The organism is Alteromonas algae, assembly GCF_049117195.1.
In the GTDB taxonomy this organism is placed as follows: domain Bacteria; phylum Pseudomonadota; class Gammaproteobacteria; order Enterobacterales; family Alteromonadaceae; genus Alteromonas.
In genome coordinates this window covers 2,997,073-3,020,290 of record NZ_CP185260.1, presented here as the reverse complement: position 1 = coordinate 3,020,290, position 23,218 = coordinate 2,997,073, and the positions used below count along the sequence as shown (strand labels likewise).

Here is a 23,218-nt window from a genome sequence, read left to right as displayed (position 1 = left end):
AATAAGCAGACCCGTTGAAAACACCGAGTCTGCATGCCTATGCTTTTATCTGTCCATGTGCACAACGGAGCGAATACTTTCACCTTTGTGCATTAAGTCGAACGCATCGTTGATACCATCAAGACCCATTGTGTGGGTGATGAATTCTTGCAGGCCGAAATCGCCGTTTAAGTATTGCTCCACTATGCCAGGTAGTTGAGAGCGCCCCTTCACACCGCCAAACGCAGAACCTCGCCATACGCGACCGGTAACTAACTGAAATGGGCGAGTTGAAATTTCCTGCCCAGCGCCCGCGACACCGATAATGACAGATTCGCCCCATCCCTTATGACAGCACTCAAGCGCCGAACGCATAACATCGACATTCCCGATGCATTCAAATGAATAGTCTACGCCACCCTCTGTGATATCGACAATATGCTCTTGAATCGGTTTATCGACACTCTTAGGGTTAATGAGGTCGGTCGCACCCAGTTGCTTTGCCAGGTCAAATTTACTTTCATTGATGTCAATGCCAATGATGCGGCCTGCGCCTGCCATTCGCGCACCAATAATCGCCGAAAGACCAATACCACCTAGGCCAAAGATAGCCACGGTATCGCCTTCTTGTACCTTCGCGGTATTTAATACTGCGCCCATGCCTGTCGTGACGCCACAACCCAGCAAGCATACTTCATCGAGTGGGGCCGCTTTGTTTACTTTGGCCAAGGAAATGTCTGGCAGAACGGTATATTCTGAAAAGGTAGAACAACCCATGTAGTGATAAATGGTTTCGCCATTTTTCGAAAAGCGGCTGGTGCCATCTGGCATTAATCCTTTGCCTTGCGTGGCTCTTACCGCTTGGCACAAGTTTGTTTTGCCAGAGGTACAAAATTTACACTCGCCACACTCAGCAGTATAGAGAGGGATAACATGATCCCCGACCGATACACTGGTGACGCCTTCGCCAACCATTTCTACAATGCCGCCACCTTCATGGCCTAATACTGATGGGAATACGCCCTCTGGATCTTCGCCTGACAACGTAAACGCGTCAGTGTGACATACGCCAGTAGCAACAATGCGAACAAGTACTTCCCCTTTTTTAGGCAGTTCTACATCAATTTCTTCCATTTTAAGTGGTTCGCCTGGGCCCCAGGCCACGGCAGCTTTTGACTTAATATGGGTTTGCCCTTCACTGATTTGTAATGTCATTTAAAATTCCTGTAGTTGCGATTCTGGCACGTTCACTCTCAACGATAAAACGAAGTGAACCATATAATAGAAGCTAATACGCAACATAGCGCCGCTTAGCTCTTTTTACGTTGCTTAAGTATAGAGAGCGAAAATGACTAGATAAATACGTTAGCCGTAATTTATTATTACGCAGGTGTAATAATAAAGTGTGTAACGGGAGAGTACTCATGACTTGGGAAGGTATCGTCGAATTCGAAGCTGTCGCGCAAACACGGAGTTTCACACTCGCGGCGACAAGACTAAATACATCCGGCGCGCAGATTAGTCGAAAAGTCGCGTCGTTAGAGCGCCGTTTAGGCGTGAAACTTTTTAACCGAACTACACGGAGCGTGTCACTTACTGAAGCCGGGGTTTTGTACTACGCCAAAGTGAGCGATGCTCTGTCGTTGCTGTCTGATGCTGACAATGCTATGAGTGAGCTTCAAAAAGCGCCAACAGGTTTGATTAAGATGACGGTTCCTGTGGCCTATGGAGAGGCATTCATTGCGCCACTAGTTAACCAATTTTTGCGTCGTTACCCCGAGGTTCGTATTGACTGCCGATTTACTAATGACAGAGTCGATATTGTAGAGCAGGGTATCGATGTGGCTATTCGCATCGGTGCGCTAGAAGATTCTACATTAGTGGCCAAAAAGTTAGCGACGAGGCAGTTGTATGTTTGTGGAAGCCCCGATTATTTTCGAAAATACCCGCCGCCCGCGACTCCCTTTGCCTTAAAAAATCATCAGTGTTTAATTGGCTCGCAAACGCAATGGCGTTTTCGTGTCGACAACAAGACAATAAAACTGTCGGTAAAGGGTCGCGCACGTTATAACAGTGGTAACGCTTTACGCGATGCGGCACTTCAGGGCATTGGCTTAGTACAGTTACCTGAATTCTACGTTAAACAGAATATTGCCAGTGGCGAGTTACGCGAAGTGCTGAGCGAATCAAGAGACGAGAGAGAAGGAGTATGGGCGCTGTTCCCCGCAAGTAAAAACATGGCATTGCCCGTGCGTTCCTTGGTTGATTATCTCGCTTCGCAATTAGCGGCGGCTAACTAACAACGAATTCTTACGGCAAAAAATAAATAAAGCAGTCTATTACTGCACAACATGACGGGGTTAATTCATATTGCGTTAGTCAGTACTCACAACATAGCTACGATTTCGCTACTAGTTCCTTGTTTTTGCGTCTATTATTTCAGTAGTGTCTCTTTTTATGCAATGTGAAGGTTTCTGTGTTGCAATTTATGCAACACAGTGTGGTGAAAACTGCGGTTGACAGATAGACGTCTATACGGCAAATTGAATGCATGAAAAAGATTTTACTGATTGGCACCACCGGCATGATGATTACCACCTTAAATAGGGCGGTCGCTGGCTAGTGCAAATAGCAAAAGACAACGAAAGCCCGCTCATAACGACAGCGGGCTTTTTTTTACTTACGTTTTTGTGGTCAACCCTCGACAAAAACGTTGATGTAACCTTAAGGAGCAGCACATGAAAGTCTTAAAGTTTGGGGGCTCATCACTTGCCGATGCACCGCGTTACTTGCGCGTTACTGACATTAGCACGGCCACCCACCAAACCGATGGCGCGGCGGTCGTTCTCTCAGCGCCTAAAGGGGTAACCAATGCGTTATCATTGCTCTGTGAGCAGGCCGCTGCAGGCGAAGATTTTGCGCCATTATTCGACAAATTAACCGCCACGGTGACGGGAATAGCAAACGCGCTCAATGAAACGCTTGATAACTTTCAGCATGCTCCGGTTATTGATTTTATCGAGTCTCATTTATCGCTACTTAATAAGCATTTAGATGGCATTAAGTTACTGGGTGTGGCACCCGATAACATCGCAGCCGGCATTTTAAGTATTGGTGAATACATTTCGGTAACCCTGTTTAGCGCAATTTTGTCGTCTAAAGGGATAAAAAACAGAATTATCGACCCTGTTAACTACATTCTTGCCGACGGTGAGTGTTTAGATAGCATTGCAGATGTTGCGCTTTCTAAAGCGCGATTTACCGATGTTCCTTGCGATGGAAGCGAACTGCTTATCATGCCAGGTTTCGTTGCGGCTAACGAAGCAGGAGAGAAGGTAACGTTAGGACGAAACGGTTCTGATTATTCGGCAGCCATCCTTGCTGCTTGTATCAGCGCCGAGTGTTGCGAGATCTGGACTGACGTCGATGGGGTATACAACGCCGATCCAAACCAAGTTGAGGGGGCGGTGTTGTTAGATAAACTCACCTATCAAGAGGCGATGGAATTGTCGTATTTTGGGGCGAAAGTGTTACACCCTAAAACAATAGGCCCTATCGCACAGCACCATATTCCATGCTTGATCCGCAATACGCTAAACCCCGCTGCGCCAGGTACGCTTATCAGTAATGAAAAGAGCGAAAAATGGACATCGGTTAAAGGTATTTCTCAGCTTGATAATGTGACCATGTTCAATGTTGCCGGGCCAGGCCTAAAAGGGATGGTGGGCATGGCAAGTCGTGTATTTGAAGTGATGTCTAATGCGAATATATCGATAAGCCTTATTACACAGTCTTCTTCAGAATATTCCATCAGTTTCTGTATTCAAAGCAAAGATGCAAGCCGCGCGCTGAATTTACTTGAAGATGCGTTTGCGCTTGAATTGCAAAACCAGCTGCTAGACCCTATAGAGGTTAGGCATGAGTTGGCGATAGTGACCTTGGTGGGCGACGGTATGCGTCACACTAAAGGGTTGGCAGCACGGTTCTTTAACTCCTTAGCGCAAGCGCGTGTTAATAATGTGGCCATTGCACAGGGGTCATCTGAGCGGTCAATCTCAACCGTTATTGAAAGCAAACGCGCGAAAAAAGCGGTTAAGGTTATTCATCAGAATTTTTTCTCAAATCGTCACACCATTGATGTATTTCTGGTTGGGTGTGGCAATGTAGGCACAGAATTACTCAACCAGATAGCTAAACAGCAACCTAAACTATTGCAACGCAACATACAGCTTAGGGTTTACGGAATAGCCAACAGTAAAAAGCTGTTGTTGAACAGTCAGGGCATTGATTTAACGCAAGATTGGAAACCAGCTCTGGATGCAGCAAGCGAAGGGTTAACCACAGAACGTCTACAGCAGTTTGTTAACGATAATAGCCTTGTTAACCCGGTCATTGTCGATTGTACAAGCCATGAAGCCATAGCAAACCAATACGTGGAAATGATGGAAAGCGGTTTTCATGTTGTTACGCCAAACAAAAAAGCTAATACTAGCTCGATGGCGTATTATCACAAGCTACGTAAAACCGCGCTATCGACAAATCGCCAGTATCTGTACGAGACGACAGTAGGTGCTGGGTTGCCGGTAATTGATAACCTTCAAAAACTATTCAGTGCAGGCGATGTATTACATCGGTTTGAAGGTATTTTATCTGGTAGTTTGTCTTATGTTTTCGGTAAGTTAGAAGAAGGTATGACGTTGTCGGCTGCCACCAAAACGGCGAAGGAAAATGGGTTTACTGAACCCGATCCTCGCGATGATTTGAGTGGAATGGATGTGGCCAGGAAACTTCTCATCATGGCCCGTGAAGCCGACTTAGCTTTAGAGTTATCTGACATCGAGATTGAATCAGTGCTGCCCAATGGCTTCGCTGAGGGGTGTTCAGTTGATGAATTCATGACAGCACTCCCCGAGCTTGATGAGGCGTTCTCCAAACGTGTTGATGCCGCTAAAGCCGAAGGCAAGGTTTTACGCTATATCGGAAGTATTGAAGGCGATAAGTGCAAAGTGACAATTCAAGCAGTACCGGCGAGCAATCCATTATCACAAGTGAAAGATGGTGAAAATGCACTAGCAATCAACAGTGATTATTACAATCCAATCCCTTACGTTATCCGTGGATATGGTGCAGGTGGTACGGTTACCGCTGCTGGTGTTTTTGCTGATATTCTTCGTACCATGCCGTGGAAGCAAATGGCGCATTAATGAGAGGTAAAGCAATGAAAACATTACGTGCTTATGCGCCAGCCTCAATTGGCAATGTAAGTTTAGGATTTGATGTATTAGGTGCAGCACTTGAGCCTGTTGATGGCACTCGGCTAGGCGATGAAGTTGATATTGCCGGCGCAAAGGTGTTTTCTTTAACTACGGTGGGGAAGTTTGCACACAAACTTCCCGGTGATGCCGACAGCAATATTGTGACTAAATGCTATCACTATTTTTGTCACGAAATGGAGCGTGTTGGAAAGGCAACAACACCGGTTGCCCTTACGTTACATAAAAACTTACCGATAGGCAGTGGGCTCGGTTCCAGTGCAAGCTCGATTGTAGCCGCATTTGTAGCCTTGAATACGTACTTCGACTCTCCCTTTGATGAAGACACATTGTTGACGATGATGGGAGAACTTGAAGGGCAGATTAGCGGGAGTATCCATTATGACAATGTTGCACCTTGCTACCTAGGTGGTATGACGCTAATGACAGGCGCAACCTCACCTGTGACGCTGTCGTTACCCGTTAATGATGAATGGTATTACGCCATTTGTTACTCAGGTATCAGTGTATCGACCGCGGCGGCAAGAGACATCCTGCCGAAAAACGTCGATATGGCTACGGCCCTTACGTTTGGGCGCCAGCTGGGGGTTTTTGTCCATGCATTGCATGTAGGCAACTTCTCTCTTGCTGCATCGGTAATGAATGACGTTATTGCCGAGCCATATAGAAAATCACTGCTGCCTGGATTTGATGAGGCGCGCGCGTTTAGCGAAAAAGAAGGGGCATTAGCGTTCGGTATTTCTGGCTCTGGTCCCACGGTTTTCGCAGTATGCCACTCAAAAGCGCAAGCAGCACGTGTTGCGGCTTATCTAAACGAACATTATATTCAAAACGAAGATGGTTTTAGCCATGTGTGCCAGATACCAACTGCCGGTACAACCGTAACGCAACATAACTAGCGTATAGTCTTAAACGTTGCTTGGCATATTGAAAAAAGGTAATAACAAGTGGAATTGGTAAATTTAAAAGATTCATCGGATACAGCAAGCTTTGCCGACGCGGTTAAGCGTGGTTTAGGTAAACACCAAGGGTTATATTTTCCAGAAAAAATTCCAACGTTGGAAAATATTGATGCATTACTCGAAAAGCCGTTTGTTGAGCGTAGTATTGAAGTGCTTCGCGCCCTCATCGGTGATGAACTTGATGCCGGTGAGTTAGAAAGCATCGTAGAAACCGCGTTTGCCTTTGACGCGCCAGTAAAACCTATCACCGACAATATCTATACGTTAGAGCTTTTTCATGGACCTACGCTTGCGTTTAAAGATTTCGGCGGGCGATTTATGGCGCAAACCTTGTCACGAATAAGTGAAGGCAAACCGATTACTATTTTAACGGCGACGTCTGGTGATACAGGGGCCGCTGTTGCACACGCGTTTTATGGCATCGAAAACATTAATGTGGTGATTTTGTTCCCGAAGGGCAAGATTAGTGCACTACAAGAGAAGCTTTTCACTACCCTTGGCGGCAATATCCACACGGTTGCAATTGACAGTGATTTCGACGCATGTCAGTCGTTAGTTAAAACCGCTTTTGATGATGTAGACGTAAGAGAAGGGCTTCATCTTAACTCTGCGAACTCGATAAATATCAGTCGTTTATTGGCTCAGGTATGCTATTACTTTGAAGCATTCAGTCAGCTGCCAAAAGATAAGCGTGACCAGCTTGTGGTGTCTGTGCCAAGTGGTAATTTTGGTAATCTTACTGCCGGTATGATTGCGAAGTCGATGGGCCTTCCGATTAAACGCTTTATTGCAGCGACCAACCTGAATGATACCGTGCCACGTTATTTAAAAACGGGAGAATGGGCGCCGAAGTCAACCATTGCGACAATCTCTAATGCAATGGATGTGAGCCAGCCGAACAACTGGCCAAGAATTGAGGCGTTAGTAGAGCAAGGCTATATCGAAAAAGGCTGCTTAAAAGGTGAAATGGTCGACGAGGAATATACGCAGTTAGCCATGCGTCAACTTGCGCAATTAGGCTATACCAGCGAGCCTCATGCGGCATTAGCATACCGTGCGGTAAGTCATGACTTAGAAGAGGGTGAAATAGGCTTATTCCTTGGTACCGCTCACCCTGCTAAATTCCGAGAAACGGTAGAAAATGTATTAGGTAACCCTATTAGCTTGCCTAAACCGCTTGCTGATGTTGCTGGCGAGGATAGCTTAGCGGTAGATCTTCCGGATTCTTATGCAGCGCTTAAAGCGCATATGATGAAACTGCTTAAATAATGGTTACGTGGGACGACGTTATCGCAGATGAAAAGCGCAAGCCGTATTTCACAGCGCTTATTGATAAAGTAAGCGAAGCGCGTGGCGCTGGCGTAACGGTATTTCCGCCAGAATCAGACACGTTCAACGCATTGGCAATGACGGCGCTGCGTGACGTTAACGTCGTCATTTTAGGGCAAGACCCTTATCATGGTGAGCGTCAGGCGCACGGGCTGTGTTTTTCAGTGCTTCCAGGGGTTAAGACGCCGCCGTCGTTAGCGAATATTTATAAAACGTTGGCTGAAGATATTGACGGCTTCATCGTACCTGATCATGGCTCGCTTACATCGTGGGCTCAACAAGGTGTGCTGTTGTTGAATACCGTACTAACGGTAGAAAAAGGTGTGCCAAACAGCCACGCGAAATGGGGTTGGGAAACGTTCACTGACGCCATTATTGAGGCAGTAAATACCCATTGTGAACATGTAGTATTTCTTTTATGGGGCAGCCACGCGCAAAAAAAAGGTAAGCATGTAAACCGCGAGAAACATCTCGTGTTGCACGCGCCACATCCTTCTCCGCTTTCAGCTTATCGCGGTTTTTTTGAGTGTAAACACTTCAGCAAAGCAAACCACTACCTAACCAATAATGGGAAAACACCCATTAATTGGCAGGTATAATAACAGCGCCTGCGTAAAACGAAAAAAGCCGCCAGTTGCTTAACTGGCGGCTTTTTTTATCGTTCTAGTGTTTCTAGCTCGTATTCGAACCCACAATCTAACTCGGCGAGTTCTTTCTCTAGCTTATTGCGATCCTGCAAGGCTTCGATTTCTCTCCACTTACGTTTTTTACTTTTTGTTTTTGCTGGGCTTGCTTCAATATCTAGCATGGCAAATAGGTCTGATTTGTCCATTTGGATCTCCTTCTTCTTACCACTACAACAGTACAGAGCTTTTAATTTCCTTCTGTACGTTTTTTATCACAGCCGTCACAAGAATAAAATACTTTCGTTTACTTTTTATTAACAAAATGTGACGTTGTCGTTACAGCAGGGTATTGTTAAGGGCCAGCGGGAGATATAAAAACGGCCGAAAATATCGGCCGTTCAAATGTGGTTGAGTATTTCAGGTTATTGCATATTACATACAACCCTAACGTAAGCAACCGGTGTTAGATTGCACCAAAAGGACAGTACTAAACGTAACGACTTTCCTTATTTTGGTGCATTCGCTGTTCTGAAACGGGCAATTAACTGTTGGGTGGACGCATCAAAACTACCGTCTTTCGCTTCACCTTTAATGCCAGAAAGTACTTGATTTCCAAGTGCTTTACCTAACTCAACGCCCCATTGGTCGAAGGAGTTAAGGTTCCAGATTACACCCTGAACGAATACCTTATGTTCATACATTGCAACCAACGCGCCAAGAGTTCTAGGCGTAAGACTGTCGAACAAAAATGTATTGCTAGGCTTGTTGCCAGGCATGGTTTTATGCGCTGCCAAACGTTTACGCTCATCCTCTGCTAGCCCCGCATCAGCTAAGTCCGCATAGCACTCTTCAAAGGTCTTGCCTTGCATAAGTGCTTGCGTTTGACCAAAGCAGTTGCTCGCTAGCATGGCGTGATGGGTGTCATCTTGGTTGGGAACGCTAAGTGGCAGCATAAAGTCTGCTGGAATAACGCCTGAACCTTGGTGAATCAATTGGTGGAAGCTATGTTGACCGTTCGTCCCTTCACTTCCCCAAATAATTGGGCCAGTAGGGTAGTCAACCGCGTCACCCGATTGTGTCACTTCTTTGCCGTTGCTTTCCATATCTAGCTGCTGCACGTAAGCGGGCAGGCCACGTAAATAGTGGTAATAGGGTAATAAAACGTGTGACTGCGCGTCAAAGAAGTTGCGATACCATACGCCTAGCAGCGCCAGCAGAACCGGCATATTCTCTTCAAGTGGCGCTGTGGTAAAGTGGGTGTCCATATCAAACGCCCCTTCCAACAACCCTTTAAAGCTTTCAAAGCCTAATGCGAGAGAAATGGGCAATCCAATTGCAGACCATAGCGAATAACGCCCGCCTACCCAGTCCCACATCGGGAATATATTGTCTTCGCTAATACCAAATTCGGTTGCGGCTTTCACGTTAGACGACACGGCTACAAAGTGTTTTGCAATATCGCTTTGCGTTGCGCCAGACTTCAAAAACCATGCTTTCGCCGTAAGCGTGTTTTGCAGGGTTTCTTGCGTCGAAAATGACTTTGAAGACATCACGACTAGCGTTTCTTCAAAATCTACCGTTGAGAGCACATCGTGAATATGGCATCCATCTACGTTAGCCACAAAATGTACTTTAACAGCGTCAACGGTATGCGGCTTTAAGGCCTCCGTCATGATTTTCGGGCCCAAGAATGAGCCACCAATACCAATAGCAACAATATGCTTTATTGGTCTGCCTGTGTAGCCTTTGTGCTCGCCGCTATGTACGGCATGCGTGAACGTTTCAATTTTAGCCAGTGTGTCGTGCACCTCTGGCATAACGTTCTCACCGTCAACCACGACGGGTCTGTCTGAAAAGTTTCGTAGTGCAGTATGAAGAACGGCGCGCCCTTCAGTACTGTTTATCTGCTCACCAGAAAACATGGCATCACGGACAGACTCTAGGTTGCAGGCTTTGGCCAAATCGAACAGGGCGGTAAGTGCCTCGCCATTGACTCGATTCTTCGAATAATCGAGATATAAGCCGCACGCTTCTAATTGCATTTTTTCAGCGCGGTGTGGGTCATTTTCGAACCAGTCCCGCATATGCGCTTCTTTAATCGAACTCGCTAATGTTGATAGCGTATTCCACTGGGGTAATGATGTTAATTTACTCATCACTATAACTCCTTATGCACCTAGTTTTTCGCGAAGCATAACTTCAAGCTTATCTTGGTCTGCAGCAAAGTTACGAATACCCTCTGATAACTTTTCAGTCGCCATGGCGTCTTGGTTCATGTCCCAACGGAACTCTGATTCACTTAGACGTTCGCCCGGCGTTTTTGTCGCACCGTTATCTTTTAGCTTAACACTAAGCTCACCTGGTTCATTGGCCAGTTCTTCTAATAGCCCTGGGCTGATAGTAAGACGGTCGCAACCAGCAAGCGCCTGGATTTCACCTATATTTCTGAAACTCGCACCCATTACAACCGTTTTGTAGCCATGTTCTTTGTAGTAATTGTAGATTTTCGTTACTGAAACCACGCCTGGATCTTCGTCTGACGCGTATTCAGCTGTCCCCGTTGCTTTTTTGTACCAGTCTAAGATACGACCTACAAAAGGAGAAATAAGGTATACGCCTGCTTCTGCGCAAGCACGTGCCTGGGCAAAACTAAATAGTAGCGTTAAGTTACATTGAATACCTTGTTTCTCGAGTTCTTCAGCGGCTTGAATACCTTCCCACGTAGAGGCAATCTTTATAAGAATGCGAGACTTATCGATGCCAGCATCTTTATAAAGCTGAACGAGGCGTTCTGCTTTTTCCATTGTCGCTTGTTTATCAAAAGAAAGACGCGCGTCAACTTCTGTTGAAATTCGCCCAGGAATCGTGCCCGAGATCTCTTTTCCGATAGCTACGGCCAATTTATCTGCAGCATCGGTCAGTTGCTGTTCGCTATCGTTTGATTGCAATTTTGCCCATGCAACCGCATCGTCTATTAAACTTGCATATTGTGGCAAACTTGCTGCTTTTAGTAACAATGACGGGTTCGTCGTTGCATCTACTGGCTGGTATTTTTTTATTGCGTCAATATCACCGGTATCGGCAACAACAGTAGTGATGTCACGTAAAGAAGCTAGCTGGTTGCTCATAATTCTCTCTAATTTTAGTTTAACTAATAGGGTCACCTTGCTGCGCCAGCAAAGCAAATAATAGGGTACGCGTGTGCGTTTGTAGGGTCACAACACTTGTATGAAATAAGCGTTTGTTTGTTATGTTGTAGTTATACCAAACCCGTATAAGAATTTATAGCGTATAACGCGTAAATACCTGCTAATCGGATTTGTCTGTTAAGGTGATTTGGCTCTTTCTTATTCCATAACCGTAGATAGTGTTTCTGAAGTGGTATACTACCGTCATAGAAAATGTAAGGAGTTCAGATGTTAGTCGTCGTTTCCCCCGCTAAAAACTTAGATTTTGAGACTGGTGTTCCAGTCGATAAAAACACGCAACCCACATTACTCAATGACACTGAGCGATTAATGGAGGTGTGTAGAACGCTGTCTCCGGCAGACCTATCTTCGTTAATGAAAATAAGTGATAAATTAGCCACGTTAAATGCTAATCGGTTCGCTGAGTTCACCACGCCCTTTACGGCTGAGAACGCGCGGCAAGCGATGTACGCATTTAATGGTGATGTGTACACGGGGTTAGATGCCTATACATTAAACGATGATGCCGTGGCGTATGCGCAAACCCATTTACGCATTCTTTCAGGGTTATATGGCTTATTAAGACCGCTTGACTTAATGCAGCCCTACCGCCTTGAAATGGGAACAAAGCTAAGCAACCCAGAAGGTAAAGATTTATATGCGTTTTGGGGCACGAAAATTACGGAGGCCTTAAATGAAGCAATGGCCTCGCAGGGTGACAACATACTGGTTAATTTAGCGTCAAATGAATACTTCAAAGCGGTAAAAAAGAACACGCTTGATGGCATGATCATTACGCCTACCTTTAAAGACTGCAAAAATGGTCAGTATAAGATTATTAGTTTCTTTGCTAAAAAAGCGCGTGGGTTAATGGCGCGCTACATTATTGAAAACAAAGTGTCTGATGTCACTGGGTTGAAAGCGTTTGATACCGATGGCTACCAGTACAGTGAAGAACAAAGCTCGGCCACAGAGCTCGTATTTTTGCGCAACCAAGAAAGTTAATAGAAAATCGCGAGCGTGGATGTCATATCACGCTCGCTAGCTTACAACGTTTCCTTCTCTGCCTTATCCTTTCCACTGTGCACTTTCTGAAACACTTCGTAACAGGGTGAAATTGATTTCATCTAGCACTTTACCCCTAATACGCTTACAGTAATCTGCAGATAAACTAAATGCGTTACCTCACTATCATCACACGAAGTATAAACATGTTAATGTTGAGGAAAACGTAGCGTTTTTTTGTTTTCAGAGGAGTGCGGGATGTATACATTATACGGTTACCCTAAGACCCGTTCGGTTCGAGTGGCGTGGGCATTGGAAGAGCTCGGGCTACCCTATGACTATGAAGCGGTAGATTTAAAAGCTGGCGAGCATTTAAGCGATACGTTTAAAGCGTTGACGCCGTCGGCAAAGATACCCGTACTAGTAACGCCTGATGGCGCATTGTCTGAGTCCGCCGCGATTGTAACCTTTCTCGCAGAAAAACATGGAATGCATGAATTTATTCCTGAGCCAGCTAGTTTTACGCGCGCAAAGTATGAGCAAGTGATGGTCTTCCTCGTGAGTGAACTTGAGCAGCCGCTTTGGAGCATGGCAAAGCATACTTTCGCTCTGCCAGAAGCGCAGCGTATCCCTCAAATGTTACATACCGCTCAGTGGGAGTTTGCAAAAGCGTTAAACGCCTTTTCACTGATGCTCGCTGATAACGAATTTGTATGCGGCAATACCTTTACTATGGCTGATGTAATTGCAGGACACGTTTTGTCATGGGCGCGAGGCAGTAAACAAGATTTAGCGTATGACAACGTGAAAGCCTATGCTGAGCGCATACTTTCACGTCCAGCTTACGAGAAAGCATGGCGCCGAGAGACGGCATCGTTGGCAAGTAAGTCTTCAGATTAACTATTAAAATAACGACAGCAGGGTATACCTGATGATTAAGGATAAACAATGAAAAAATTAAAAACGTTGTTAGTAAGTACGGCGGTTGCCGTAGCGCTAGGTAGTGCTCCAGCCGCAGTCATGGCACACGGAGAAGCTAAATCAGAAAGCGTGTCTAAAGAGGTTATGCAAAATGAACATGAACGCTTATTTGCCATTTTTGCTGCCTCAGACGAACGAGACCTAGCCCTAAACCCTATCATGGGGTTATTTCGTGGTGATATGAGAAATGCCGACAGGTTAGGTGATTTTCTTACCGACGCGCACGCGGTTGCCTCTAAAACTAACACACTCCTAAACCTGTCAGAGCTTAAGCAAATAGATAGAAGCAAGCTAAGCGACACAGATAAACTCGCTTATGATGTCTTCAAGTACAATGAAGAGCGCTCGCTAGCGATGTCTACCGACGAAATTGCAGCGCTTACCGAGGTTCGCCCTGTTAACCACTTTAGTGGTTTCCATACGTTCTATCCAACGTTTGCTAGCGGTAAAGGTGCAGCACCTTTTAAGACGGTAGAAGACTATGATAATAACCTATCACGCCATAATGATTATATTGCTATTTCTGACCGTGCTATTGAGAAGTTCCGTGAGGGTATGGAAAGTGGCGTATTAGAAACTAAACTGACAATCGACCGCGTTATCAAGCAGTTTGATACTCAACTTGAAATCCCTATCAAGAAGTCGCAATACTGGGGGCCTGTTGCGCAATTCCCAGACAGCTTTAGTGACGAAGAAAAAGCACGGCTAACGGCAGATTACGAAGCGGCTACTCAGGCTATCTATGATGCCAACACGCGTATGCGTGATTTTCTTAAGAACGAATACTTACCTGTCGCGCGTGAAACGGTTGGTTTAAGTCAAATGAAAGGTGGTGAAAAGCTGTATCAACTCATGGTGGAAGGGTCTACAACCTTACCCATGACGCCGGATGAGCTGCATACGCTGGGCTTAAAAGAAGTAAAACGCATTAAAAATGATATGCTCGCTATCATGGAAGAGGTTAAGTTCGATGGTACGTTGAACGAATTCTTTGACTATGTGCGAACCGACCCTCAGTTTAAGCCTGAAAGCCGTGAAGCGCTTACCGAGAGCTATTATAAAATAGGCCGTGAAGTCGATGAAAAGATTGGTGAGTACTTTTCTTTACTTCCTAAATCTGAACTCGAGATTAAACCTTACGACCCCGCTATTGAACAGTTTAGTGCCGGTGGTTCATATCAGCCGGGTACGCCAGACGGTTCACGCCCAGGTACGTTCTACTTTAATGCTTATGACTTACCTAGCCGTTTGACCACAGGAAATGTGACGCTTTACCTTCATGAAGGCGCGCCGGGTCATCACTTTCAAGTGAGCCTTGCACAAGAAAATGAAGCGTTGCCGTCTTTTATGCGTTTTAGTTTCTTACCCGCTTTTGGTGAGGGGTGGGCGCTTTACTCAGAAACACTAGGCTATGAAATGGGCTTTTTTGATGACCCATGGAATCGTTATGGTACGTTGCAAGATGAGCAATTACGTGCGATGCGTTTAGTGGTAGACACAGGCATTCATTCGAAAGGGTGGAGTCGAGAAAAAGCGATTGATTTCATGCTTGATAACTCGGGTATGACACGTACTGAAGTGGTTGCAGAAGTAGAGCGTTATATCGCTATTCCTTCGCAGGCGTTGTCATACAAAGTAGGGGCTCTGAAAATTCAAGAGTTACGTGCTCGTGCAGAAAAAGCATTGGGCGATAACTTCGATATTCGAGCATTCCATGCGCAGGTACTTAATACTGGCGGTATTCCTCTTGCTATCTTGGAGCAAAAAATTGACCGTTGGATAGCCCGCGAAAAAGGCTAGGACTTAAAAACCAAGCAGCCAATATGTGCTAGTCACATGTTGGCTGCTATCAAAAAAGGCTCAAAAGCGTGCTCTTGAGCCTTTTCTATTTTACGCGGATATTCGTGGTGCTGGCTGAGTGGCGACCAACGATTGCTGAAGCCACGTAATCAATTCTGCTTCTGACTTATCTATCTTTATTGGCATGTGAAGGGAGTGAGGGCGGTACGGCGTACCGGCACGCACAAAAATACTGTTTTCCTGAATGCCAACGGCTACGCACCCTGCATTTTGAAATTGTACATAACCATTCATCATTTCTTCAATAGCGTTGTGTACAATTCCGGCTGAGCTATCTGGTTTTTGGTAAAGTGCCCATCGCTCTAAGCCGCTTGCTAACAGCAAAATATCGTTAATAAGGGCTTTAATACCTGCGAGGTTAAAACCTTCCGAATAACGACAAATGATAAGATTTTCTTTTTTCTCTAACGAGTAAGTGCCGTGTACAGGTTCAGTATTCATCTCAAATTTCCTATGCAATAAATGGCAAATGACAGATAAATAGTGGATTAAAAGGTTTTGTTTACATCTTTAGTCTAAGTGTAGAGGGGTTTTTGAATTCTGAGAAATATTAATTGAAGGAAGAAAGCTGGAAGCACTTAATAGAACAAATAACGGTAGCGATAAGGTATTATTTTTTTTGATAATACCTTATCGCGAGCGTGTCAGATTACGTTTAATTAAGAAATACTAAAGCATTATATTGATGCTGCTAATTCTGCGCCTTGGCGTATCGCGCGCTTCGCATCTAGTTCAGCCGCAACATCGGCGCCGCCAATGATGTGGACTGTTATGCCAGTTTCTTCTAGTGGTGCTTGAAGCGGTTTAAAGGGTTCTTGTCCCGCACATACGATTACATTGTCTACGGCAAGGCATTTAGGTTCGTCGTTGATAATAACGTGTAACCCCTCGTCGTCAATTTTTTGATAGGCTACGCCATTAATCATTTGTACATTGTGATGCTTCAATGACTGTCGATGTATCCAACCCGTTGTTTTACCGAGCCCTTTCCCAACCTTTGAGGTTTTACGTTGTAGTAAGTATACCTTTCTTTCAGTGGGCTCAATTGCTTTTTCAGTTAGTGCGCCAGCATGGGCGTAGGTTTTATCAATTCCCCAATGCGCTAACCATTTGTCTTTGTCGGTGGCTAAACTTTCGTGTTCAACGAGATACTCTGCTACGTCGAAGCCGATGCCGCCAGCGCCGATAACGGCAACGGACTTACCTACGCTCTTGTGGTCGCGGAGAACATCTAAGTAACTCATCACTTTTACGTGATCATGACCTTCAATTGTCAATGCGCGTGGGTTGATGCCTGTTGCCAATACTACCTCATCAAAGTGTTGAGATTTAAGCGTTTCTACCGTGACTTCTTGACCTAAATGCTGGGTGACACCCACGCGATCAAGCTGATTTTTAAAGAAGCGCAACGTTTCATAAAACTCTTCTTTGCCTGGTACTTGTTTTGCGTAGTTAAACTGCCCGCCAATTTCTGTCGCTTTGTCGAATAGGTGTATTTCGTGACCGCGGCTTGCTGCGTACATGGCGAAAGCAAGTCCGGCAGGACCTGCCCCAACCACGGCTAGCTTTTTCTTTTCAGCCGCTTCAGAAAAGGTGAGTTCTGTCTCATAACACGCTTGTGGGTTAACTAAGCAACTAGCACGTTTTTGCTCAAATGCGTGGTCTAAGCAAGCCTGGTTACATGCAATACAGGTATTGATGTACTTTGACTCGTTGCGTTTAGCTTTTTCAACGAAATGTGAATCAGCCAAGAAAGGACGCGCCATAGAAACCATGTCAGCGTGCCCTTCGGCTAAAACAGATTCAGCAATTTCCGGTGTGTTAATTCTATTTGTTGTAATTAGCGGTAACGACACCTCTTTTTTCATCCGTTGCGTTATCCACGTAAACGCAGCTCGTGGCACTGAAGTCGATATGGTGGGCACTCTTGCTTCGTGCCAGCCAATACCCGTATTGATGAGTGTCGCACCTGCCTTTTCAATCTCTTTGGCAAGGTAAACCACTTCGTCCCACTGCGCACCGCCTTCTACTAAGTCGAGCATAGACAGGCGATAAATAATAATAAAATTATCCCCCGCCTTCTCGCGGATACCTTTCACCACTTCAATAGCGAGACGCGCTCTGTTCTCAAGACTGCCGCCCCATTCGTCATCCCGATGGTTTGTACGTTCACAGAAAAACTGGTTAATTAAATAGCCTTCAGAGCCCATTACCTCTACACCGTCGTACCCTGCTTTTTGCGCAAGACTGGCGCATTTCACGTAATCCTTAATGGTGCTCCTAACGGACGAAGATGAAAGCGCTCGAGGCTTAAATGGTGTAATAGGTGACTTAACTGCACTGGCAGATACCGCCAATGGATGATACCCATAACGACCTGAGTGAAGAATTTGCATACATATTTTGCCGCCTTCTTCATGCACCGCATCGGTAATGACGCGGTGCTTTTTCGCATGCCGACTGCGGGTCATTCTGCCTGCAAATGGCGCGACCCAGCCTGAAATGTTGGGACTAATACCACCGGTAACAATAAGGCCTACCCCCCCTTTTGCCCGCTCTGCATAAAAAGCCGCAAGCTTGTCAAAGCCGCCTTTTTCTTCTTCAAGACCTAGGTGCATAGAACCCATTAGGGTTCGATTTCGCAACGTTGTAAAACCTAAATCTAGCGGTTCAAGTAGGTGAGGGTAGGGTGTTGTCATTGTTATTCTCGATGTTGATTAATTCATTAATTATTTACTAAGAAAGGATAACGGTAAAGGGGGTTGATACTAGCAATGAAAAAGGCGAGTAATTTACTCGCCTTTTAAGTAGTCACTTTCGTTACGCTATTAATCTACGTACATTTTTTGCTTAAACGTGAGCTTTTGTGCGTTATTGCCTTTTCGAACGTCAACGGCGAACTGAAACGTTTCTTGATCTCGAAATGGCACGACGGCTAGGTAATAAATGGCATCGCCGTCTTCAACTTTTTTAAAGGTAAGTGTTTTGGTATTGCCGAGTAAGTTTCGCGCCGTCCCCGAAACCGACACACGCTGAGCTTCTTGGCTTTTGCTATTTAACACCGATATGTTGACAAGCGCATTGTATTTGCTTCGCACGATACCATAGCGTGAAGCCACCTCTGGGGTAAGAAATGGGGTATTCACTACCATGTAGTGTATGTCCCAATCGCCCAGAGTTTTCTTTTGTTCTGCATTAGCACCCGTGCTCATCATTACTACGAGCGCAGTGAACAGTACGTAAACAGGCGTGAAAACTTTTTTCATCATTGAACTCATCAAAGTACCTTTATGTACACTCAATACAAGCGAAATGCGTCTTGGATCAAAATCTGTAAAAACTGTAATGCTATAATAGCGACCAAAACCGAAAGGTCTAACCCGCCTAATGGTGGAAGTATTCGACGAATAGGGGCTAAGAACGGCTCGGTGAGTTGGTGCAGCACGTAATCTACAGGGCTCCCGCCTTGCGATACCCAGCTTAGTATAGCGCGAAGTAAAAGGACCCAAAACATAAGTGAAAGTGTTTCTTTCACTACGCTAATTACCGACACAATAACCACGCCAATCGGGTTTAGCGCGCCGCCTAAAAGCAGTGCCAGTGACACAATCTTCAAGCCAGCCACTAACACTGCAAGCACAAATGTGGCGGTATCAAACCGTCCAATCGAAGGAATTACTCTGCGTAGTGGGCCCACAATAGGGTGTGTTGCTTTCACTACAAACTGGCTTAGCGGGTTATAAAAATCAGCTTGCACCGCTTGCAGCCATAACCTGAGAATAACTACCATAAGGTAGAGGTTGAAAAGCGTTTCAACGAGAAAAACCGTCGCGTTCATTTTTAGGGTCCTAAATACGTTAGAGTTGTTTAGCCATTTCTTCTGCACGCGATACCGCAGCGCGCATAGATTTGCTAACAATGTCTTTTAAACCTTCGTTGATAAAGGTATTTACTGCCTCTGCAGTGGTTCCGCCTTTAGAAGTAACTTGCGCCCGAAGCTCACTTAATTCAAGGTCTGGATTGTTACATACCATTTCAGCTGCGCCTAACATCGCTTGTTGAACCATTAAGCGTGACTGGGCCTTATCAAAGCCCATAGCCATGGCTTCTTCTTGCATGTTTTGTAAAAACAAAAAGAAGTATGCTGGACTGCTGCCAGCGGCGGCAATAACGCCGTTGATGCCATCTTCTTCGCTAACCCATACGGTTTCGCCAACGCTGTTCATGACATCGTCAACGTAGGTGCGATCTTCCTCTGAAACAGTTTCATCGGCATACATGCCAGACATTCCCTTACCAAAAAGGCTGGGGGTATTTGGCATAATACGCACAACAGGGTAGTCGCCACCAAGCATTTCTTGCAGGCGTGCAACGGGGAGCCCTGCGGCAATACTCAAAAACAACTTTCCAGATAAATCGTTGTTTTTCTGTAAATCAGCGCACATATCGCCCATGATCTGAGGCTTAACTGCAAGCACTATAGCATCTGCGAACTGACATGCTTCATCATTGGATTGTGTTATTTGAATACCAAATTCGTCTTGTAACCCGTTTAATTTGGGCATAGACGGGTTGCTGGCGAGAAGACATGATTTGTCGTACCCCGACTGAATCAGACCACTTATGATACTGCGGCTCATATTGCCCGCCCCAATGAATGCCAATTTCTTTTGTTGCATAGATATCCTTTAACAATGTTTACTTGAATGTCTCAATACAAAAACCAGTTTGTGAGCAGGGTGTAGCGTAACGATAAGCGCGCTATGTGCGCTTTCCAAAAATGGCTGTACCTATTCTAACCATGGTAGAGCCGCACTGTATCGCTTGCACCATGTCACTACTCATTCCTACTGATAGGGTATCAAAATTGCTCAATGATGTATGGTATTGGTCGAATAATTCTTTAAGCGCCGTTAGCGTGGCTTCTTGTTCTTCAATTGAGGGATTAGCTTTTGGAATAGCCATAATCCCCCGCAATGTAAGGTTAGGGAGGTCACTAATAAACGCAACTAACGAAGCAAGTTCAGCAGGCGCAACGCCAGATTTACTGTCCTCATCGTCGATATTAACTTGAATACAAATGTTTAATGGGGCGCAGCCATGAGGCCGTTGGTCGTTTAATCTACGGGCGATTTTTTCTCTGTCGACAGTGTGTACCCAGTCGAAATGTTCTGCAACCGCTTTCGTTTTGTTCGATTGAATCGGGCCAATCATGTGCCATTCAATATCCTGTAGGTCTGAAAGTTCTTTAACCTTTTCAACACCTTCTTGTATATAGTTTTCGCCGAAACATCGTTGTCCTGCTTCATACGCTGCCATAATATCGGATACGGGTTTTGTTTTACTTACCGCTAGCAATTTTACCGAATTTGGTGGACGATGGGCATCGGCAGTAGCATTGGCGACGTGCTCTCGTGCACATTTCAGTCTTTCTGCTATTGTTTGCATTATTCACCTTATTTTGGAGAAGTGGTTGTGGATATTACCGAACTTTTGGCTTTCAGTGTTAAGAATAACGCCTCTGATTTACACCTATCAGCAGGCCTTCCGCCCATTATTCGTGTCGACGGAGAAATGCGAAAGCTTAACGTACCGGCCCTCGATCACAAGCAAGTGCATGCTCTCGTCTATGAAATCATGAACGACATGCAACGAAAAGAATACGAAGAAAACCTAGAAACCGATTTTTCATTTGAAGTAAGTGGTTTATCTCGTTTTCGTGTTAACGCTTTTGTGCAAAACCGCGGCGCAGCTGCGGTTTTACGTACCATCCCCAGTAAAGTGTTAACGCTCGATGATTTGGGTGCGCCAGAAATATTCAAAGAAATTATAAACCAACCGACAGGCATTGTATTGGTTACCGGCGCAACGGGGTCGGGTAAAAGTACTACGCTAGCAGCCATGGTTGACCACATTAACACCTACAAGCGAGAGCACATCCTGACTATAGAAGACCCTATAGAATTTGTGCATGAAAACAAACTTAGCTTAATTAACCAACGTGAAGTACATAGAGATACACATTCATTTAATAATGCATTGCGCTCAGCATTGCGTGAAGACCCCGACGTAATTCTGGTTGGTGAGTTACGTGATTTAGAGACGATTCGATTGGCCATTTCAGCGGCAGAAACAGGGCACTTAGTTTTCGGAACACTGCATACTAACTCCGCACCAAAAACCATAGACAGAATTATTGATGTGTTTCCAGCAGAAGAAAAATCAATGGTGAGGTCTATGCTATCAGAATCGCTTCGCGCGGTTATTTCACAAACGCTTCTCAAAAAAGTGGGAGGCGGTCGTGTGGCCGCACATGAAATTATGGTTGGTATTCCAGCCATTCGTAACCTTATTCGGGAAGATAAAGTGCCGCAGATGTACTCGGTGATTCAAACCGGTCAGGCGCACGGAATGCAAACCATGGATCAATGCTTACAGCGATTGGTCGCTATGGGGGCCATTTCGCAACAAGATGCCGCTGCAAAATCAGTAGATAAAAAAGCGATGGGGTCATTTTAGGAAACATTATGTTAAATGAATACCTAGAAAAAATGGTAGAAAACGGCGCGTCTGATTTGTTTATTACGGCGGGATTTCCTGTTAGCGCCAAAATAAATGGGAAGCTTACGCCGCTTTCCGAGGCTGTCTTTTGTGACAGTGACGCACTCAATCTCGTCCATGAAGCGATGAGCGATAAGCAAAAAGATGAATTTCATCATTCCAAAGAATGTAATTTTGCGATTGTTCGTGAAGGTATCGGCCGCTTCCGCTGTTCGGCATTTTGGCAACGCGACCAAGCAGGCATGGTGGTGCGTCGTATTGTTACTGAAATTCCTAAAGCTGAAGATTTAGGCTTACCGGCAGTACTCAAAGATATCATTATGGCCAAGCGTGGGTTGGTGCTATTTGTTGGCGGTACAGGAACCGGTAAATCTACCTCGCTCGCAGCGTTAATAGGGCATAGAAATGAAAATTCACATGGGCATATTTTAACGATTGAAGACCCGATTGAATTTGTTCATGAGCATAAAAATTGTGTGGTGACACAGCGAGAAGTAGGTATTGATACTCAGTCGTTCGACGACGCGCTCAAGAGTTCGCTTCGCCAAGCCCCTGACGTAATTCTTATTGGTGAAATACGTTCTATGGAAACCATGGAATATGCCATGTCTTTTGCAGACACGGGACATTTATGTGTGGCGACGCTCCATGCCAACAATGCTAACCAAGCCATTGAACGTATAATGCACTTAGCGCCCAAAGACCAGCATGACAAATTACGTTTTGATTTAAGCTTGAATATTCGCGCCATTGTTGCACAACAACTTGTTCCCACGCCCGACGGAAAAGGGCGGGTAGCGGCAATTGAAATTCTTCTTAATTCACCGCTAGTCACAGATCTTATTCAGCGAAATGAGATTGGCAGTTTGAAAGAGGCGATGAAAAAAGGAAAAGAAATGGGCATGCAAAGCTTCGACATGGCCCTTTATGACCTGTACCGCGCTGGACGTATTGAAATGGACCAAGCCCTACATCATGCTGATTCGCCCAATGATTTACGCTTAATGATCAAGCTAGACTCGAGTGATGGTTCAAGTTTAGGCTCGCTGTCGAACGTATCGATAGATATGGATGAATAAGCGATGATGACGCTAACTTTATCCCAGCGCGTTGAGGTTGTACTTGATTAAGTTGTTTTCAACCGAAGACCCTTTTTTGCTTCAGCGTGTGAAAAGCGAGCTTGATGTCAATAACATCCCTTATATGGTTAAGAACGAGTTCGCAGGAGGCGCGCTGGGTGAAGTGCCATGGCAAGAAGCGCTACCAGAGTTGTGGTTAGTTGATGATGAGTGGTCTGCGCGCGCTACACAGATAGTTGACGCGCTAGCGGCGACAGACGCGCAGACACTAAAGAGTGATTGGTATTGCGTGTCGTGCAACGAGGAAAACGGCAGTGCTTTTGATTCGTGTTGGCAATGCGGTGAGCCGCATCGCCCACCTGTGTAGTAAAGGAG

General features: G+C 45.3%; 21 protein-coding genes. 11 read left to right on the top strand and 10 right to left on the bottom strand.

The genetic code is table 11. The annotated features are described in order from the left end of the window. Positions 1-45: 45 nt before the first annotated feature. The gene (locus ACOJRU_RS13520; RefSeq protein ID WP_421132264.1) at positions 46-1,194 is read right to left on the bottom strand and encodes an S-(hydroxymethyl)glutathione dehydrogenase/class III alcohol dehydrogenase; all 1,149 of its coding nucleotides are present in this window, start codon (positions 1,192-1,194) and stop codon (positions 46-48) included. Positions 1,195-1,403: 209 nt separating this feature from the next. Between ACOJRU_RS13520 and ACOJRU_RS13515 the strand changes: the two genes are divergently transcribed. From ACOJRU_RS13515 to ung, 5 genes are all read left to right on the top strand, one after another. Beyond that, complete coding sequence (locus ACOJRU_RS13515; RefSeq protein ID WP_421132263.1) at positions 1,404-2,279, top strand: LysR substrate-binding domain-containing protein; 876 nt, start codon at positions 1,404-1,406, stop codon at positions 2,277-2,279. A 438-nt stretch (positions 2,280-2,717) separates the two neighbouring features. Further along, complete coding sequence (gene thrA, locus ACOJRU_RS13510) at positions 2,718-5,183, top strand: bifunctional aspartate kinase/homoserine dehydrogenase I (protein ID WP_421132262.1); 2,466 nt, start codon at positions 2,718-2,720, stop codon at positions 5,181-5,183. Between the two features lie 14 nt (positions 5,184-5,197). Then, a complete protein-coding gene (gene thrB / locus ACOJRU_RS13505) occupies positions 5,198-6,151 on the top strand; it encodes a homoserine kinase (RefSeq protein WP_421132261.1) in 954 nt (317 codons plus the stop codon). A gap of 48 nt (positions 6,152-6,199) precedes the next feature. Then, positions 6,200-7,483, top strand: coding sequence for a threonine synthase (gene thrC / locus ACOJRU_RS13500; RefSeq protein ID WP_421132260.1), 1,284 nt, complete (start codon positions 6,200-6,202; stop codon positions 7,481-7,483). After that, complete coding sequence (gene ung / locus ACOJRU_RS13495) at positions 7,483-8,142, top strand: uracil-DNA glycosylase (protein ID WP_421132259.1); 660 nt, start codon at positions 7,483-7,485, stop codon at positions 8,140-8,142. Before thrC ends, ung begins: the two co-directional genes overlap by 1 nt. 56 nt (positions 8,143-8,198) lie before the next feature. Here ung and ACOJRU_RS13490 read toward each other — a convergent pair whose 3' ends face one another. From ACOJRU_RS13490 to tal, 3 genes are all read right to left on the bottom strand, one after another. After that, entirely contained in the window at positions 8,199-8,375 is a 177-nt protein-coding gene (locus tag ACOJRU_RS13490; protein ID WP_421132258.1) for a DUF3545 family protein, read from the bottom strand. A 300-nt stretch (positions 8,376-8,675) separates the two neighbouring features. Then, complete coding sequence (gene pgi, locus ACOJRU_RS13485; RefSeq protein ID WP_421132257.1) at positions 8,676-10,325, bottom strand: glucose-6-phosphate isomerase; 1,650 nt, start codon at positions 10,323-10,325, stop codon at positions 8,676-8,678. 12 nt (positions 10,326-10,337) lie between these two features. Further along, positions 10,338-11,297 (bottom strand): transaldolase, encoded by a 960-nt coding sequence (tal, locus tag ACOJRU_RS13480; RefSeq protein ID WP_421132256.1) that lies wholly within the window; start codon positions 11,295-11,297, stop codon positions 10,338-10,340. Between the two features lie 288 nt (positions 11,298-11,585). On the opposite strand from tal, the gene yaaA reads away from it, so the two are divergent. The 3 genes from yaaA to ACOJRU_RS13465 all read left to right on the top strand — a co-directional run bounded on the left by yaaA (position 11,586) and on the right by ACOJRU_RS13465 (position 15,143). Continuing rightward, entirely contained in the window at positions 11,586-12,362 is a 777-nt protein-coding gene (yaaA, locus tag ACOJRU_RS13475; protein WP_421132255.1) for a peroxide stress protein YaaA, read from the top strand. 258 nt (positions 12,363-12,620) lie between these two features. Then, positions 12,621-13,262 (top strand): glutathione S-transferase family protein, encoded by a 642-nt coding sequence (locus ACOJRU_RS13470; protein ID WP_421132254.1) that lies wholly within the window; start codon positions 12,621-12,623, stop codon positions 13,260-13,262. A 48-nt stretch (positions 13,263-13,310) separates the two neighbouring features. After that, positions 13,311-15,143: a DUF885 domain-containing protein gene (locus ACOJRU_RS13465; protein ID WP_421132253.1), complete on the top strand. Its 1,833-nt coding sequence runs from the start codon at positions 13,311-13,313 to the stop codon at positions 15,141-15,143. A 90-nt stretch (positions 15,144-15,233) separates the two neighbouring features. Here the strand turns inward: ACOJRU_RS13465 and ACOJRU_RS13460 are convergent, their stop codons facing one another. The 6 genes from ACOJRU_RS13460 to ACOJRU_RS13435 all read right to left on the bottom strand — a co-directional run bounded on the left by ACOJRU_RS13460 (position 15,234) and on the right by ACOJRU_RS13435 (position 20,651). After that, positions 15,234-15,644 carry a hypothetical protein gene (locus ACOJRU_RS13460; RefSeq protein WP_421132252.1) on the bottom strand — a complete coding sequence of 137 codons (411 nt, stop codon included), beginning with the start codon at positions 15,642-15,644 and terminating at the stop codon, positions 15,234-15,236. A 236-nt stretch (positions 15,645-15,880) separates the two neighbouring features. Then, positions 15,881-17,902 carry an FAD-dependent oxidoreductase gene (locus ACOJRU_RS13455; protein WP_421132251.1) on the bottom strand — a complete coding sequence of 674 codons (2,022 nt, stop codon included), beginning with the start codon at positions 17,900-17,902 and terminating at the stop codon, positions 15,881-15,883. Between the two features lie 129 nt (positions 17,903-18,031). Beyond that, entirely contained in the window at positions 18,032-18,418 is a 387-nt protein-coding gene (locus ACOJRU_RS13450; protein ID WP_421134772.1) for a DUF4426 domain-containing protein, read from the bottom strand. Positions 18,419-18,501: 83 nt separating this feature from the next. Beyond that, positions 18,502-19,041: a YggT family protein gene (locus tag ACOJRU_RS13445; RefSeq protein WP_421132250.1), complete on the bottom strand. Its 540-nt coding sequence runs from the start codon at positions 19,039-19,041 to the stop codon at positions 18,502-18,504. 19 nt (positions 19,042-19,060) lie between these two features. After that, positions 19,061-19,882, bottom strand: coding sequence for a pyrroline-5-carboxylate reductase (gene proC, locus ACOJRU_RS13440; RefSeq protein ID WP_421132249.1), 822 nt, complete (start codon positions 19,880-19,882; stop codon positions 19,061-19,063). Positions 19,883-19,964: 82 nt separating this feature from the next. After that, on the bottom strand, positions 19,965-20,651 hold the full coding sequence (locus ACOJRU_RS13435) for a YggS family pyridoxal phosphate-dependent enzyme (RefSeq protein WP_421132248.1): 687 nt from the start codon (positions 20,649-20,651) through the stop codon (positions 19,965-19,967). Between the two features lie 27 nt (positions 20,652-20,678). Between ACOJRU_RS13435 and ACOJRU_RS13430 the strand changes: the two genes are divergently transcribed. The 3 genes from ACOJRU_RS13430 to ACOJRU_RS13420 are packed head-to-tail and all read left to right on the top strand — an operon-like array spanning position 20,679 to position 23,210. After that, positions 20,679-21,722 carry a type IV pilus twitching motility protein PilT gene (locus ACOJRU_RS13430; protein WP_421132247.1) on the top strand — a complete coding sequence of 348 codons (1,044 nt, stop codon included), beginning with the start codon at positions 20,679-20,681 and terminating at the stop codon, positions 21,720-21,722. A gap of 8 nt (positions 21,723-21,730) precedes the next feature. Next, a complete protein-coding gene (locus ACOJRU_RS13425) occupies positions 21,731-22,843 on the top strand; it encodes a PilT/PilU family type 4a pilus ATPase (protein WP_421132246.1) in 1,113 nt (370 codons plus the stop codon). 43 nt (positions 22,844-22,886) lie between these two features. Continuing rightward, positions 22,887-23,210, top strand: a complete 324-nt coding sequence (locus tag ACOJRU_RS13420; RefSeq protein WP_421132245.1) for a DUF2007 domain-containing protein — start codon at positions 22,887-22,889, stop codon at positions 23,208-23,210. Positions 23,211-23,218 lie beyond the last annotated feature (8 nt).